Genomic DNA, 17,069 nt, shown 5'->3' with positions numbered 1-17,069 from the left:
GCTTAAATCTCCGGAGGAAGATCCGTAGAACGAGTAGTGGTGTGTGTATGTTTTTTGTGCATTATCATTAAGTATTTCTTATCCATTGGAGCAGACAAGATGGCATTTGCCGATGATATCGCTAAAGTAGCAGAGCAAGTTCAGAAAAGGGCTGGAGCAGTCTCAGGTGAAGAAGGCACAAAAATGGGACTAATCGTGCCGTTTTTCAGTACGCTTGGTTACGATGTCTTCGATCCAACAGAGGTTATTCCTGAATATATTGCAGACTTTGCAATCAAAAAATCAGGTCAGTTTGAGAAAGTGGACTATGCAATATCAATTAGTGGTGCGATTGTCATGCTAGTTGAGGCAAAAGCTCGTGACAAGAAGCCGGAAGCTCATGACGGTCAGTTAAAAAGATACTTTAACGGCCTGCGTTCAGCCAAAGTCGCAATCGTCACAAACGGCATTGAGTATCTATTTTTTACAGATTTACGTCATGAGAACATGATGGACGAGGAGCCGTTCTTTATCTTCAACATCCTCAGTCATGACCAAAAGCAAATTGAAAATCTAAAGTTTTTTCACAGAGACAACTTTGATGCTCTTGTAATCAAACGTCAAGCTGAAGAGATGGTTTATCTCAGTGGAATGACTCAATTAGTAGACAGTCTCCTTCGCTCTCCATCTGATGAGTTCATTCGGTTTCTGGTTTCTCAACTTGGCAGTATTGGTTCTAGATATGCGATCGAAGGCAAAATTACCAGCAGGGTTATTGAGAAGTTCCGCTTGATCGTGAAAAAATCTGTTCAGGGCAGCTTAGTTGACCTAATGACCCAATCTATCAACAAGGAAATAGGTCAATCTAGCGAGATTTCTTCTCCCACACAGCTAATTGAAGAGGTTGAAGAGAGTCAGGATGAGTCTGAGCAAGATTTAGAAGACATTGAGGCGTTTGAGAAAATCAAGTCTATTGCGGCACAATCAAAAACCCACACCTTGGAAGTTAAATACAAGGATGTGGTGTCCTATTTTGGTGTCAATGTCGGCAAGACAACTTGGTGGTTTTTGAGGTTCTACCTATCGCCTAAAAAGAAGAGTTTCGTGACTCGTTTACCTGTTAATGAAGTGAAGGCATTGGCACCAGGTTTTGAGGTTCAGGAGATGTCAGCTTCATTTGGGGATGCAGCATCAAGAGTTTTAATTTCATCAGTCAGTGATTTAGATACCCTCAGTGATCTAATTCTCAAATGCTACGAAGCTGAAGCATCTAAACGACCTCTTGGAAAGACAGCGTAACTTAAAGCTGAGACTATGTACAGCAACCCGGAAATATAGGGTCTCACTTGCTTTACCGCTAAAGCATTCTCACTCAGATTTCTGAATTTGCTGTTGATAGTCTTCTTCAGTGATTAGATCTTGGGGATTTTCGACTCGATCGACAAACATCAGCCCGTTGAAATGATCGAATTCGTGTTGAAAAATTCGCGCCACAAAATCGGTCATTTCCATTTTTTGCAGCTTGCCGTTGCGATCGCAGTATTCAATCTCGATCGCTCGATATCTCGGCACCCACCCCCGAATTCCAGGAACACTCAAGCACCCTTCCCACCCTTTAATCGTTTCGCTGGAATGGGAGAGAATGCGCGGATTCAAAATAGCGGTTGGCTCCATCTCAGGCGCATCGGGATAGCGAGGATTGGGACGCGACGCAACAATCATTAACTGACAAGATTGGGCCACCTGCGGCGCAGCAATTCCTACCCCGTTTGCCTGTTTCACTGTCACTAACAAATCATCAATCAACGCCTGAATTTTTTCGTCTCTAACCTCTAAAATCGGCAGCGCCACCTGACGCAAAATTGGATTGCCTAACTCGATAATCGATCGCAGTTCACCCATCGGTTTTAGAATCGTAAATTAAATAAAATCGTTATCTACGGAATCTTCGAGTTTATTAACTTTACAGTCCTTAGAAAAGGTTGATTCATTGCGAGACGAATGGTGAAGCCATTGGAAACATATCCGGCATTCACCATTCGCCAGCCTCTACTCGTTTTGCGCGGTCTGAGTTGGAAAGGCTCCCGGTTGAACGGCCAGATTCACGGCTCGCCCACCTCGACTGACCTCAACTTGCAGCCTTCCACCGACCGAACTAGCTTCTACGGCTTGCTGCACCTGATCGGCCGTCGTGACTGGCTGCCCATTGACCTTCTTGATCACATCCCCTGGTCGAATTCCTGCCCTCGCCGCCGGAGAGTTTCGCATTACACCAGAGATCAAAACGCCCCGATCGTCCTGCACGGTGATACCAGACTGGCGATCGCTGTTAATTTGCCGTCTAAGTTCGGGTGTCAGCGTTGTCATCTGAATGCCTAGGTAGGGATGATCAACTCGCCCTGTAGCAATCAACTTCTGAGAAATGCGTTGAGCCGTGTTGATCGGAATCGCAAACCCCAGCCCCTGGGCACCGCCACCAATAATGGCCGTATTCATGCCGATCACTTCACCGCGCTGGTTGAGCAACGGGCCACCCGAATTACCCGGATTGATCGCCGCATCGGTTTGAATGAAGCTCACTCGCTTGTCAGGCACTCGGACTTCTGCGCTCGTGCGACCCGTGGCGCTAATGATCCCCGCCGTCACCGTATTATCGAGTCCCAACGGATTGCCAATGGCGATCGCCCACTCTCCAGGCTTCAACGATTCAGAGTTACCCAGCGTCACCGTCGGCAGACTGCTCGCTTGAATCTTGACCACCGCCACATCCGTCACCGGGTCTTGCCCCAGCACCTTGCCCTGAAACTCTCGACCGTCTTTGAGCTTGACCGAAACAGTATCTGCCCCATTGACCACATGAGAATTGGTTAAAATCACGCCGTTTGCGTTGATGATAAAGCCTGACCCCGTGCCTCGCTCAACCCGCGTTGCTGGCATATCAGGAATCTCGGAGCCAAAAAACTGTCTAAAAAACGGATCATTAAAGATCGGCGGTACTCGGTTTCTCACTGTGCGAGAGGCGTTGATCCGCACGACGGCCGGCCCAACTCGATCAACAGCCGCCGCAATAAAATTGGGATCGGTAGCAGACAAAATGGCCGAGCTTCGGCTCTGAGCAATCTGAGTATCGGCCGCTTGAGCAACTGCAGGCTGAGTTTGCAGAAAGTCAGGGGTCACCAAACGACTTCCGGCAAGAGCGGTTCCGGCTCCCACAAAGGGCAAAAGTACATAGAGAACAGACTGCTTCCAGGTCGATCGCCATGCAGCCAGACGAGTTTTAGAATCGTGGTTTGGCATATTCATCGCACTTCAGTTTTCCTTAATCGTAACCATTGGACGGTCATAAAATGGCCTTCATGTAACAAGACAACCATCCGGAACTTAGCAGACCTCTCACTGTTTTCAAGAGATTTGAAGTCGGTCGATCGCACTCTAGACAAACCAGATGACCTTCAATTGCAATCTGCTTTGAGTTGCCCATCAGGAGTCGTATCACAGAGCCATCAAATTTGGGATTAGCGCTTTTATAGACGAGATTGCCGTCAGTTTGCTCCCTTGTTTTTGTAAGAGACGCTGTAAAAGAGAATGACTCCCTCACAGGGGTGCAAACTGTCATTTCAAGTTCATCTTTGAAACATGAAATTGACAAGCCTGGTTAGTACTTTATAAAAACAGGTGAATGAATGGTTAAGAGCGGTCTGATTGCTGAACTGTCCTCCCCCTAATTGCCCAGATACCAGCGAGTGCTGAGTTAGTGGCTTAGGTTAAAGTCTCTCAGAAGCAGTCTTTCCGCTCTTTTTTTATTTTAGCCCTTGCAGACAGGGCGCGCAGGCGGTCTCAAAGAACTTTTTTTAACTGAACAAAGCAGTCAATCTTTTTAGCATTCTTTTTAGCATTGTAGAGTGCTGAGATTTTGGCAGGATGTCTGGAGCAAATTTGGGGCAGCCTGCATGACTTCTTAGTCCTACTTCTTAGCCCTGATGCGTCGATCGCTTTAGACAGCCAAAATCAAACCGTTCTCTAGCCTCTTTGAGCGCGCGATTAGACGCAAAGTTCGGGCAGCATTTCAAGAGGATGTTTGAAAAGTGTTTTTTCTGACGTTACAGTTTTTCGATCCGCCCTAAATCTCCCTTAAAAAGATGTCAGTTCGATAAACTTTTTCGTTTCGTTGCCAGGGGATTCGCCCCCTAAATCCCCCATTCTGAGGGACTTTGAATCAGCATAATTTCTTTGAACTCTGGAACTTTCTCTGGGTCAAAGTCCCCCAATTTTGGGGGATTTAGGGGGCTGAAGCTGATCGCAACGAAGCGAGTCACTCTCATCGAACTGACGTTAAAAAGGTGGACTTTGAGGTCTTGTTCCCTTTTTTAAGGAGGGCTAGGGGGATCTCCTGACGATTTGATACTTTTCAAACATCCTCTGAGAAGAAGCGGGATCATCTTAATGTGAATTCGCTCAGGTTCTTTCGCGTCAATGTGTGAGACTTTTGCTTTCAACCGCCAACTCTGAGAGATTTTATGACAAGCGTTCCGGCTAAAGCTCTTCATTCACGAAGGAGTTAGAGAGACGTTCCTAAATTCGCGACTACAGCCAATCAATTTGTCGAATTTGCGTCCTCTTGGGCACACAGTTATCACCAAAAGCTTTGATCAGAAACGCTTAGGGTTGATTAAGTTAAGAGCGCGATCGCATGTGGTCAAAAACAGCCTCTCTCAACCAATTGCCCATCATTCATATTCGACAAACTAAAACATCGAGTCTACTAAATCTATCTCAAATCAAATCAGTTATCTTTAACAAATGTCTTAAGTGAATGCCTTAGAAACAATCGCCATTAAAAGGTGAAAAACCTACAACCTCAGTGTAATATAAACTAAGCGGCTAACATTAAGTAAGACTTGCTTGCCACCACCTGTTAGCACCCGCCAACAACCCAACTGCACTGTTATTATTTCAAACCCAAGTTGATGAGCAAAAAGAAAAAGATTGAGCCTCTTGTTGGTGAAGCACTCCTCAAGAAGGTTAAGGAACTCGAAAACCTCAACAAAGAAGAAAAAGCAAGAGAGTGCGGCTATTACACAGTGACCAAAAACGGTGTAGAGCGCGTCAACATGATGAAGTTTTTAAACGCGCTAATTGATGCAGAAGGCATTGAGCTTGACGGCAAGCAAAATACCAACGGGCGAGGTGGTCGCAGTGCCAGCTATCGGATTAGCGTTCAATCAAATGGCAATCTGTTAATTGGCGCAGCCTACACCAAACAAATGGAACTGCAACCTGGTGATGAGTTTGAGATCTCTCTAGGGCGCAAGCACATTCATCTACGTCAGGTTGAGCGACCCGAAGATGCCTTGCTGACTGATGTGGAATAAACGCAACTAAAATTTGGCTGGCTGATGCTCATCTTGCTGTTACTTATTGCTGTTACTTAGCGCACGCTCAAAAACTGCTGGCTGAAGTAGAAAAATCGGATTGATCGTCATCAATCAAAGACGGCTTCTCCGAAGTTTTCGATGCAAACCCAGGAGAATCTCCTGAGCCACATCTTTTGTTTTTCTCAGAAATCCTTCTGTCTGTATTAAGGTAAGAGTACAGCACTGAATTTTTGTAAGCTCACCTCTGGCTGATTCAACTTTATGGAAAACATCGACTGGCTAAATGTAGCACCCGCCGGACTTGCGATCGCAATCTTTCTCGGCGGAATGCTGATGATGTTCACCGGGATTTGGACGGCTCGAAATAAGTGACTTTCACAAGCTATTGGATCTCAGGTAGGCGAGAAATCACCGATGTAGAAGTTGCTTGAGAAGCCTGAGGTAATTTATCCGCTTGGATTTTGATCGACAGGTAGGGCAACAGAACCGATCTCGTCAGAGCAAGGTTGTAAGCCAGATCAATGTCTTCTCGCTCCAACATGCCAAGAATTTGATGGGGAGCCGCTCGATCCAGAACAGGGAGTTGGTGAATGCCACGGGCAGACATGCGATCGCGGGCTTCGGCAACTGGTTCGTCTTGATAAGCGTAGAGCAGTTCTTTGGTGCAGATTTCGCCAATTCTTTGAGTTTGCAGCGACTGATCGAGGTCACAAACTTTGACTTGAGCGTGTTCCCAGCGAGTGATTGACCGATTGATGTCTTGCAGTGTCACGATTCCTAGCAGTTGGTCTTGGCTATCGACGACCAGGGCGCTGTGCAAATGATGTTCGGTGAGTGACCAGCCCGCTTCAACTAGGGGCAGCGACTCAGAAAGCAGGAGAAATGTTGTCTGCATGGCATCCCCCACAGCGATCGTGTTGAGAATTTGTTGAGCGCGATCGGCTTCTTGAGGAGACTCAATTTTTTTGAGATTTGTCCCGCGTTCTGGAGACTGATTCAATCGCTCCACTAGCCACACGCTCAAGCCCACCGCCGCCATCAGGGGCAACACGATCCGATAGTCACGAGTCATCTCAAACAGCAGCAAAATCGCCGTCAGTGGAGCATTGACACTCGCCGCCAAAACAGCCGCCATTCCCACCATCGCATAGGCAGGCGGAGCCGCAATACTCGCTGCAAACCAGGGCAAAGCAAACGGCAAAATCTTTCCGTAGGCGGCTCCCAACGTTGCGCCCAAAAACATAGCTGGAGCAAACACACCACCCACCAGACCACTGCCCAGACTAATCGCCGTTGCAAACAGTTTGACCACCAATAGCGCCACGAGCAATCTGAGAGAAAACTCCACATCTCGCAGCATGGCTTCAACGGTTTCATATCCCACCCCTAAAATCTGCGGTAGCTGGAGGGCGACCAGTCCCACAAAGAGTCCGCCCATGATGGGGTGAAGTTCTCTCGGAATCTGGTTAATCCAAGCGAATCCCGGAATCTTGCCGTTAAACCAGTTTTGTGACCACTGGAGCGACTTGGTGTAAGCGATCGATACCAGGCTGGCACACAGCCCCAATCCCAGGTAGAGCGGCAATTCTAAGGGACTGCGAACCTCATACACGGGCAGATTAAAGGCAGGTTGAGCGCCCAATCCAATCTGAGCCACGAGCGCCGAAACGACTGCTGACAAAAGAACTACACTCGCTGCCGAAGTTGCAAACGTGGTACCCAAAACGACTTCTAGCGCAAAAAATACCCCAGCGATCGGTGCATTAAATCCTGCGGCCAACCCCGCGGCGGCTCCGGCCCCCAACAGTAAACGCTGGCGTTCTTGAGACACTCGCAATGCCTGACCTAGAAGAATCCCTAAGTTTGCGCCAATCTCAACGCTCGGCCCTTCTGGCCCCAACGATGCCCCTGATCCCAGAGAAATCGCCGCCGCAACCATTTTAGTAACCGGACGCATCACCGAAATTTCTTGACCCGCCTGCACCGCAGCAATCAGCGAAGAAATGCCAGGGCCAAAGTCTTTAAAGCACCAGCGCATTAGCCCAATCAACACCCCGCCCAGAGTCGGAACGCAGGCCAACGTCCACGCGCCCAGGTGAGCGATCGTTCCCATCCCGTCTTCGAGCAGTAGATGATGCAGAATTTCGATCAGGTATCTGAAGGTCACAACCCCCATACCTGCGCTGCCCCCAATTACGACGGCCAAAATCAGGACGATCGTTTCGGGGGACGGCTGGAGGCGAAGTGTACCGGGTAAAGGAGGAGGAGAGGGTGCTTGCGGTTCGGACGACAAGCCTTTTGGCGAAGAAACAGAAGGCATCCCGGATATTTACGTCAGACAAAGTTAATTTTTATTTCTTACTCTCATTGTGAGTCATGAATTACAGCTAAGACAAGAAATTTGCGATCGGCGCTCTATCAAAAGCTAAACGCGATCGTGCCTCAACAATCAACAGATGTAGAACGATCGTCCCAGACAAGCCAATGGGGCAGTACGATCGCACCGAGAAACCCTCAAAATAGCACTCCTGTGTAGACTGTTGGCGATCGACGTGAGGATCAGACTTCTGCACAAATAGCCCTGAGATTTGAGAAGATTTTCTATAAAATTTCTATAAAAAATCATGCGAAGGGCTTTCTGATCCATACTGGGCATAAAGCTAAACCTATTTAAGGCCACAGAAATTAGAAATCGAGAAAAACCTGGATAGACTGGATAAACTCGCCTGAGAGGGGTTTGTGAAAAAAGTCGATCGTGAATTTTTCGCAATGCTCTATAAACTGAGCCAGAATATTGGTTAGTTTCTGATGGCAAGTGTGCCGCTGATCAGTTCTCTTAAAAAAATTGTCATTTTGTCGCGTGACAACCAAAAGTGCCTGATGAATGCTGATACCTTCGATCGCCACTCTTCCCCCTGTCCAGTCTGCCATCAGATGGGCGGTTTGCAGTCCGTCAAAATGGTGAATGGTTTGTTGACCTGTCCTCACTGTCGGCAACGGCTTGTGGTCAGTATGAGCGGTCATTACGTTCGCGACCCGTTTTCACCCAAAAAACAAAAGGTGACCGAGAAGATGTTGCGCCGTCAAAGTCGGCCATTGGCAAGAATTTTGCGCGACTCTGGCGTTTCCAAACATTCTCAGCTTCTCGCTCTTTTGGGTAGTTTGATTTTATTGGGGTTCTCGATGGCTGTGGTCGGAGGCGTTGCCAGCCAAAAGATTTCTCTACAAGGCGTGTTAAACCAGATTGAGCGAATGGGTGAATCGCCTCAAACCTCGCCCGATCGCACTCCTTAAGCTGGCGATCGCATTCTAAAAAAGCATTTCAGATCCTTGACCTTCAAAGAGAAGTTGGGGGTCTGTCCGTCTGTTTTGGCAAAAGTTGTTCTTCTAAATTGAGAATGTAAATTTTTAGAAACAACATTATGAGCTAATACTCGGCTATTTGTAAATAAGTGTAAACAAATATCTCAAAGTTCTTATCAAATTGTGTCAGTTATTCGCCAGAATGCTTTTCTGGTATGCCTTTTCTGGTAAAAACACATACAGGGATAAATTTACGTCTGCACCCGCTCACGAGAAAAAACGACTTCAAGAAACTTCAAGAAGGTCTCTCTGAGCGTTGAGGAAATTTTGGTTTCCTGATCTGTACTGCTTCATCCCTATCCGAACCTGAGACAGCAGCAACGGCTCGTCAAAAGTTCGCTCACTCGACTGACTAGAAGAAGAGAACACGCATCGCAAGGAGTCTCACTAGCATGTTCACCCACGTCAAGCCCACCATTAGACACATTGCACCCGACAACCTTCAGGGACGGTCTTTAGTAAAGGTGGTCTATGTCGTGCTAGAGCCGCAATATCAAAGCGCGCTCTCTGCTGCCATTCGATCGATTAACCAAAACCATCCTAATCTCGCGTATGAAATCAGCGGCTACCTGATTGAAGAACTGCGGGATGCCGAAAATTACGAAAACTTTAAGCGAGATGTTTCTGAAGCCAATATTTTCATCGCTTCGCTAATTTTCTTAGAAGACCTGGCCGATAAGGTTGTGGCAGCGGTCGAGCCTTATCGCGATCGCCTGGATGTGGCCGTCGTCTTTCCGTCGATGCCGCAGGTGATGCGGTTGAATAAGATGGGCAGCTTTTCGATGGCTCAGTTGGGTCAGTCAAAGAGCGCGATCGCTCAGTTCATGAAAAAGCGCAAAGAAAAGCAAGGCGCTGGCTTTCAAGATGGCATGTTAAAGCTGCTGCAAACCTTGCCCAAAGTGCTGAAATATCTGCCGATGGACAAAGCGCAAGATGCTCGCAACTTTATGTTGAGCTTTCAATACTGGCTGGGTGGCTCACAGGAAAATCTAGAAAACTTCCTGCTGATGCTGACCGACAAGTATGTGATCAAAGACAAAGATGTGAAAGTGCTGGCGTATCAAGAGCCTGTCACCTATCCTGATCTGGGCATCTGGCATCCCCTCGCGCCTCAGATGTTTGAGGATGTTAAAGAATATTTGAACTGGTTCGATTCGCGCAAAGACATTCCTGCTGATACCAAAGATCCGTTAGCGCCCTGTGTGGGATTGGTGCTGCAAAGAACGCACTTGGTCACCGGAGACGACGCTCACTATGTGGCAATGGTGCAAGAATTGGAGTGCATGGGCGCACGAGTCATTCCGGTTTTTGCGGGAGGATTAGACTTCTCGAAGCCTGTGGATGCGTTTTTCTACGATCCGATCTCCAAGAATGCGGTGGTGGATGTGGTCGTCTCGCTGACTGGATTTGCGCTAGTGGGCGGCCCGGCTCGTCAAGATCACCCCAAAGCGATCGAGTCCCTCAAGCGTCTCAACCGTCCTTATATGGTGGCGTTGCCGCTGGTCTTCCAAACGACGGAAGAATGGCAGGATAGCGATTTGGGGTTGCACCCGATTCAAGTGGCGTTGCAGATTGCCTTACCTGAGTTGGATGGCGGGATCGAGCCGATTATTCTTTCTGGACGCGACGGCAATACCGGGAAAGCGATCGCCCTTCAAGATCGAGTAGAAGCGATCGCCCAACGAGCCATGAAGTGGGCCAATCTGCGCCGCAAGCCCAAACTTGAGAAGCGTGTTGCCATCACGGTTTTCAGCTTTCCACCCGATAAAGGGAATGTGGGGACGGCGGCTTATTTAGATGTGTTTGGCTCCATTCACAAAGTTCTAGAAGCGCTGCAAAACAATGGGTATGATGTTGCAGGCGTTCCGGATACGGCCGAAGCGCTGATGCTGGAAGTGTTGCATGATGCCAGAGCGCAGTACAACAGCCCCGAATTGAACATTGCTTATCGGATGTCGGTGCCGGAATATGAGGAGTTAACGCCTTATTCTGAGAAACTGCACGAGTCTTGGGGCCCGCCTCCTGGACATTTGAACACAGATGGTCAAAATCTGCTGGTGTACGGCAAATCGTTTGGTAACGTGTTTATCGGAGTGCAGCCGACCTTTGGTTATGAAGGCGATCCGATGCGGCTGTTGTTCTCGCGATCGGCCAGTCCCCATCATGGATTTGCTGCCTACTACACGTACTTAGAAAAGATCTGGAAGGCTGACGCTGTTCTGCACTTTGGCACTCACGGATCGCTAGAATTCATGCCAGGTAAGCAGATTGGCATGTCGGGTGACTGCTTCCCCGATAGCTTGATTGGCACCATTCCCAACCTCTACTACTACGCGGCTAACAATCCGTCTGAAGCGACGATCGCCAAGCGCCGATCGTATGCCGAAACGATCAGTTACCTGACACCGCCTGCTGAGAACGCGGGACTGTACAAGGGTTTGAAAGAACTGGGCGAACTGGTTGCGTCTTACCAATCGCTCAGAGATTCGGGTCGGGGCGTGCAGATTGTTGATACGATCGTTGACAAATGTCGGATTGTGAATCTCGATCGTGACATTGCTCTGCCGGATCACAGCGTCAAAGATATGACGGTCGAAGCGCAAGACAACATCGTGGGTAAGGTTTACATCAAGCTGATGGAGATCGAATCGCGGCTGTTGCCCTGTGGACTGCATGTGATTGGGAAGCCTCCGACGGCGGAAGAAGCGATCGCAACTTTAGTCAACATTGCCAGTTTGGATCGGGCCGAAGATGATGTCGTGAGCTTGACTCGGATCATTGCGAATAGCGTGGGCCGTGACATTGACGATATTTATCAAGGGAGCGATCGCGGCGTTCTTGAAGACGTTCAGCTTTTGCAGGACATTACGATGGCGGTTCGGGATGCAGTGGGCGCGATGGTGCAGGCTCAAATCGATGCAGATGGGCGCGTTTCTAAGGTGACGAGGCTCAACTTCTTCAACATGGGCAAAAAAGAACCCTGGATCGAATCGTTGCACAGTGCAGGCTACACCAAAGTCGATGTCGAACAAATCAAGCCGCTGTTTGAGTATCTGGAATTTTGCCTCAAGCAAGTCGTTGCAGACAATGAACTCGGCGCATTGCTGACCGGATTGGAAGGCGAATACATTATTCCCGGCCCAGGTGGCGATCCGATTCGCAATCCTGACGTATTGCCGACGGGGAAGAATATTCACGCCCTTGATCCCCAATCGATTCCGACAGCGGCGGCGGTCAAGTCTGCCAAAATTGTCGTCGATCGCCTCCTAGCGCGTCAGTGTGCCGAAAATGAAGGTCGCTATCCTGAAACGATCGCCTGCGTTCTCTGGGGCACCGACAACATCAAAACCTACGGCGAATCGCTGGCGCAAATCTTCTGGATGGTTGGGGTGCGTCCGGTTCCCGATTCTCTGGGGCGGATTAACAAAGTTGAGTTGATTTCGCTCGAAGAGTTGGGTCGTCCGCGCATTGATGTCGTCGTCAACTGTTCTGGAGTGTTCCGCGACTTGTTTATTAATCAGATGGCATTGCTCGATCGCGCGGTGAAAATGGCCGCCGAAGCGGATGAGCCAATGGAGATGAATTTCGTTCGCAAACACGCCACCAAGCAAGCTGAAGAGATGGGCATTAATCTGCGTCAGGCAGCGACTCGTGTCTTCTCCAATGCATCTGGATCTTATTCGTCGAATGTGAACCTGGCGATCGAGAATAGCACTTGGGAAGGCGAAGCCGAACTTCAGGATATGTATCTGGCGCGCAAGTCGTTTGCGTTCTCGTCGGACAATCCGGGCGAAATGGGACAGGATCGCAAGATCTTTGAAGCGGCGCTCAAGACGGCGGAGGTTACCTTCCAAAATCTGGACTCTTCTGAGATTTCGCTGACCGACGTTTCGCACTACTACGACTCTGATCCGACGAAGGTAGTTTCTCGCCTGAGAGATGACGGCAAAGCGCCCGTTTCTTTCATCGCAGACACGACGACCGCAAACGCTCAAGTCCGCACGCTGTCTGAGACGGTGAGATTGGATGCGCGCACCAAATTACTCAATCCCAAATGGTATGAGGGAATGCTGAGTCATGGCTATGAAGGCGTTCGTGAACTGTCAAAGCGATTGGTTAATACAATGGGCTGGTCAGCAACCGCAGGAGCCGTAGATAATTGGATCTATGAAGACGCGAATGATACGTTTATCAAAGATGCAGAAATGCAAAAGCGATTGCTAGATCTCAATCCAAACTCGTTCCGTAAAATGGTGACGACATTGCTAGAAGCCAACGGTCGAGGATACTGGGAAACCAGCGAAGAAAATCTCGACAAACTGCGCGAGTTGTATCAAGAAGTTGAGGACAAGATCGAAGGCATCGAGTAGTCAATTTCTCTAACTTAAAGGAATAATGGGGATGTGAGCAATCATGTCCCTTTTTTTATGTCCCTTTTTTAAGCGAAATCATGTTGACGATCGCCACCTGGAATCTTCAGAAATTAACGCCTCGCAGTTGGAGTAGAAAAGAGGCGATCGCCCAAAAGATTCAAGAAACCAATGCAGATATTTGGGTGTTTACAGAAGTCAGACATGGGACAGCACTCGCTGCTGAATTTTTGCCCAACTATTCAACAACTCTGTCTCAAGAGTATGGTTCTAGAAATGCTGACGTGATGATTTGCTCTCGGCTTCCTCATCAAAAAGTATTGATCAAATCTCAGTCTATAGAAACTGCTTGCATTGCATTAAAACTAGAATCTGGTCTAAATCTAATCGTTTATGGAACAATCATTCCTTACAAAAATGAAGGAGTAATTAGCCGTAAAAACCTTGAACTAGACGAAGCTTATGTGAGCGTTTGGGAAAAGCATCAAGAAGCAATTTTACGTCAAGGAAACGATTGGGCAAATCTCACTTTGCAATATCCAAATCATGCTTTGTGCGTAGCAGGTGACTTCAATCAATCTAGAAACGAATCAGGCTGGTACAGTACAAAAGAGGTTGAGGATTTGTTGACTAAGGAACTCGATCACAGTCACTTAATCTGCCTCACCGAGAGAGACTTTGAATTAGCAAATCGCCAAAATATCGACCACATTTGCATCAGTCAAAACTTTGCCAAAAGTCATCAGGTATCAGCCTGGGAAAGTTTTACAGACACGATTAAAATGAGCGATCATAATGGTGTAGTGGCTAAAGTCTTGATCGAAGGCGAATGAAGCAATGGTAGAACTCAAAGCCAAAGTAGTCACAGATGCCTGGGTTCCTGCGTCGTGGGAGGAGTATCTTCAGACGATCGACGACCCCGCCCACGAAAAAGCGAAAGGCTACTATTACCAAGGAAACATGAGGGTTGAGATGGCAGCAGTTGGATGTGACCATGCGGATGACCACGCTGTCATTCTCTTTGCAGTCTTTTTGTTTGCGACTCTCAAAGGGATTGCATTTCGATCGCTCGATAACTGCTCCTTCCGCAAAGTAGGAGTACAAGAATTTCAGCCTGATGTGTCTTACTACATCGGAGGTCGCGCCAGACTGATTCCAAGAGGAACCAATATTGTGGATCTCGATTTGTATCCTGTTCCTGACCTTGTGATCGAAGTTTCTAAAACAACATTGTTGGACGATCGCGGCAACAAACGCACTTTATACGAAGAACTAGGCATCTCTGAATATTGGGTTGTGGATGTCGAAAAAGCAGAAATTTTGGCGTTTCAAATGATCGATCGCGGCAGCAAAAGAATTGATCAATCAGAAGTGCTACCAGGCTTAGAGTTTGCAGTTTTAGAAGCCGCCCTTCGGCAAAGTCGAGAAACCGATCAATCGCAAGTGGGAGCGTGGCTGCTTACTCAGTTTCAAACCCATTAGAAGTAAGTTACAAACTTATTTTTCTAACAACTCTTTGCCTCGACGATAGATTTCTTGTGCGTAATCTGTCCAGGCTCCCTGCCCCCAATATCGAAAACAACTGGTTTGCAACACAAGGTTATATAAGAGTGCTTGACGGTAATTTTCTTGTTGCGTAATGTCGGACGATTCACTATCAAATCTTTGATGAAATAAAGCGCTCAACTGATTCATCGGAGCCAACACATTTTCGTAGCCTTTGACCCAACTCAAGCTGTTTGTCCACGAAGCGCCATCCATGTGAAAATTGGGCTGAGTTTGCGTCAAATCGTCGATCGCTCCTTCCACCAATTCAGTCGTGGCCGCTTCTGGATCGACTCGCTGCCAGATTAGATGTTGAGCGATCGCCTGACAAGTTGGATACGCTTGGTCATCACAGCCCGCCGCCTCGATCAGTTCCAAATATTCTGTGCCCGTCACACCCACCACATCGGGATTGTTCGCCGCCTCATGCCACGTCCGCACAAACGCACTAGGAAACTCATTCATCATCACGCCCCCATTTTCGCCATCGCCAATCTGTGTGACGATCGGGGGAATATTGACCCCGGCGATCGTTTGTCGAGACAGCGTTTTTGCCTCATAGTAAGGCTGCATTTGACCTACTAATTTGGTGTCTGAGCCTTGAGTTTTGATCAGCGCCGTAATGCTCACCGTCTCACCGTGGGAGTTGCGGGCGATCAGTCGATGAGGCAGATGACGATTTTCGAGCGGCTGTCCGGTCAGCGTTTCGACCGAATGTTCTTGCACCATCAGCCAGCGATAGCCACAATCTTTGAGCGCCTGAATGAACGCAAACAGCGTATCGGGATGATTGGGCAAATGCATTTCTGGAGGCGAAAATCCTTTCACTCGCGCTAGTGCTTCCCAGCCAAAAATCGCCGCAAAATGATGTTGCCACGCCTGAATATGCAGCTTGATGTCAGGAATGGGTGTAGACGGCACGACGGCATGACCCCACATCGTCCCCAGCCACTCGACATGAGGTTGGTAGGTGCGATCGCACGTCACCCGCTTCAAATTATCCAGCACATCGCCTCGCCCCATCTGCCTCAATCCCCAGAGCAAATTGCCTGAATAGTCGAGCATCACCCGTGGATTGCAGCCTTGAGCCACCAACTCTGGAATAAAATCACCCATGCGCGAATAGCACCAGGCAAACGTGCCCGCATTGTGGTTGTCGCCAAGGTAGGGATGCTCAAACATCTGTTGGAGGTTGCTGATCAACGCGCCATCTGTCCCAGCGGGAATTGTCGGTTGATGCATGTGGAGCGCGATCGCAAATGTCGCCTTCACCGATTTGAGTTTGACCGTAGTTGTCGGCAAAAAAACAGCAGCCTCGGATTGGGTGATCGATCGCACTTCCGATTCGTGACCTGAGAGGTTAGGAAGTCCGTCAATCAGTTCAATCAGGGAAGAGGGAAGCAAAGAAGCCATAGCAAGGAAGGTGAAAGGGACAAGAACCAATCAGCATCAGCAGGATTTCATTCAACCCCCAATTCTGATGCCACTTCAAACCTTAAACCTTAAAGCTCCACCCTCACCGCTTTTCTTCATCCCTCATCCCTTCAAAGGTGTTCGTTCAAAAAGCTCAAATCATCATCGTCTTCCCAGCAAGGCTCAGGAAATAGACGAATCAAGTAATGATTGACGTTTTGTTCTAACTCTAGAATGTCTTCTCGATCGAACAGCCCCGACAACTCGGCAATATCGCGATCGCGCAAAGGTGAGATAGGAGCGGCATGATCGTAAATTGGAGCGGGAGCCGCCTTGGGACGAGGAGAAGTCACCACATTGCGCCAAGGGTTGACTAGCGAGGCTTCAAAGCTGGATTTGCCATACGCTGACCGCAGGGTTTCGTCGCCAGACGATTTTAACGAGACATCTGCTTGGGCAGGTCGAATTGTTTGCCTGCCAGAAGAAGGGGCTAAAAAATCATCGGCTGAAGGTGAAGCAATCTCCTCACCAGACGAAAGGTTCAGCATCAGGTAACTCCGAAAAACTAGGGATTGACGACTGGGAAGGAGCTTGGTCAAAAAATCGGCTAACTTCAAAGCGTGGCTATGCATCGTCACAACACGAATTGATCTAGCAGATTAGTAGCCTTCACATTGCTTAATAATATGAAAAGCACATCGCACAGTTAAATCAACCTTGAGGGAGAATGTTGTAGGAATGACCAATTGTGAAAGCAAGCGCCGCCCCGTAGAAGGTTGACCGTTGGCGTTATTCGGCGATTAGCTCAGTTTGCGGGGTGGGGTCAGCACAGGAGGCAGGAGCGATCGACCTAAACCAAACGTGAATTCGATGGAATTTTCTCGCTTCGTTATTCAGCACTTCTGCCCCCCAACCCCCCAATTTTGGGGGACTTTGAGACAATATTTCTCGTTCAAAGTCCCTCACTTGTGGGGGATTTAGGGGGCTGAAGCCGATTGAAACGAAGCGAGTCACTCTCATCGAA

The 17,069-nt window shown here is 48.3% G+C and carries 13 protein-coding genes; 6 read left to right on the top strand and 7 right to left on the bottom strand.

The features are described from left to right. The first annotated feature begins 99 nt into the window (after window positions 1-99). On the top strand, window positions 100-1,278 hold the full coding sequence (locus ACKFKH_RS00065) for a type I restriction endonuclease (protein ID WP_446856169.1): 1,179 nt from the start codon (window positions 100-102) through the stop codon (window positions 1,276-1,278). 69 nt (window positions 1,279-1,347) lie between these two features. Here the strand turns inward: ACKFKH_RS00065 and def are convergent, their stop codons facing one another. Beyond that, window positions 1,348-1,881, bottom strand: coding sequence for a peptide deformylase (gene def / locus ACKFKH_RS00060; protein WP_446856168.1), 534 nt, complete (start codon window positions 1,879-1,881; stop codon window positions 1,348-1,350). 147 nt (window positions 1,882-2,028) lie between these two features. Next, entirely contained in the window at window positions 2,029-3,276 is a 1,248-nt protein-coding gene (locus ACKFKH_RS00055) for an HhoA/HhoB/HtrA family serine endopeptidase (RefSeq protein ID WP_446856573.1), read from the bottom strand. 1,670 nt (window positions 3,277-4,946) lie between these two features. Between ACKFKH_RS00055 and ACKFKH_RS00050 the strand changes: the two genes are divergently transcribed. Then, window positions 4,947-5,351, top strand: coding sequence for an AbrB family transcriptional regulator (locus ACKFKH_RS00050; protein WP_446856167.1), 405 nt, complete (start codon window positions 4,947-4,949; stop codon window positions 5,349-5,351). A 385-nt stretch (window positions 5,352-5,736) separates the two neighbouring features. Here the strand turns inward: ACKFKH_RS00050 and ACKFKH_RS00045 are convergent, their stop codons facing one another. Then, window positions 5,737-7,674, bottom strand: a complete 1,938-nt coding sequence (locus tag ACKFKH_RS00045) for a chloride channel protein (protein WP_446856166.1) — start codon at window positions 7,672-7,674, stop codon at window positions 5,737-5,739. Between the two features lie 67 nt (window positions 7,675-7,741). Continuing rightward, on the bottom strand, window positions 7,742-7,927 hold the full coding sequence (locus ACKFKH_RS00040; protein ID WP_446856165.1) for a hypothetical protein: 186 nt from the start codon (window positions 7,925-7,927) through the stop codon (window positions 7,742-7,744). Window positions 7,928-8,162: 235 nt separating this feature from the next. On the opposite strand from ACKFKH_RS00040, the gene ACKFKH_RS00035 reads away from it, so the two are divergent. The 4 genes from ACKFKH_RS00035 to ACKFKH_RS00020 all read left to right on the top strand — a co-directional run bounded on the left by ACKFKH_RS00035 (window position 8,163) and on the right by ACKFKH_RS00020 (window position 14,569). Further along, window positions 8,163-8,648, top strand: coding sequence for a hypothetical protein (locus tag ACKFKH_RS00035; protein ID WP_446856164.1), 486 nt, complete (start codon window positions 8,163-8,165; stop codon window positions 8,646-8,648). A 461-nt stretch (window positions 8,649-9,109) separates the two neighbouring features. Next, window positions 9,110-13,087, top strand: a complete 3,978-nt coding sequence (locus ACKFKH_RS00030) for a magnesium chelatase subunit H (protein WP_446856163.1) — start codon at window positions 9,110-9,112, stop codon at window positions 13,085-13,087. A gap of 80 nt (window positions 13,088-13,167) precedes the next feature. Beyond that, a complete protein-coding gene (locus ACKFKH_RS00025) occupies window positions 13,168-13,920 on the top strand; it encodes an endonuclease/exonuclease/phosphatase family protein (protein WP_446856162.1) in 753 nt (250 codons plus the stop codon). 4 nt (window positions 13,921-13,924) lie between these two features. Beyond that, on the top strand, window positions 13,925-14,569 hold the full coding sequence (locus ACKFKH_RS00020; RefSeq protein ID WP_446856161.1) for a Uma2 family endonuclease: 645 nt from the start codon (window positions 13,925-13,927) through the stop codon (window positions 14,567-14,569). Window positions 14,570-14,584: 15 nt separating this feature from the next. On the opposite strand, the gene ACKFKH_RS00015 is transcribed toward ACKFKH_RS00020, so the two are convergent. From ACKFKH_RS00015 to ACKFKH_RS00005, 3 genes are all read right to left on the bottom strand, one after another. Then, window positions 14,585-16,045 (bottom strand): glycosyl hydrolase family 57, encoded by a 1,461-nt coding sequence (locus ACKFKH_RS00015; protein WP_446856160.1) that lies wholly within the window; start codon window positions 16,043-16,045, stop codon window positions 14,585-14,587. Between the two features lie 131 nt (window positions 16,046-16,176). After that, on the bottom strand, window positions 16,177-16,593 hold the full coding sequence (locus ACKFKH_RS00010) for a hypothetical protein (protein WP_446856159.1): 417 nt from the start codon (window positions 16,591-16,593) through the stop codon (window positions 16,177-16,179). Window positions 16,594-16,834: 241 nt separating this feature from the next. Beyond that, window positions 16,835-17,069: hypothetical protein (locus ACKFKH_RS00005; protein WP_446856158.1), on the bottom strand; the 235-nt coding region annotated here is incomplete at its 5' end.

The organism is Phormidesmis sp. 146-20, assembly GCF_052939475.1.
Note: the sequence above shows the minus strand (reverse complement) of the source record. Positions and strands in the feature narration are given on the sequence as shown.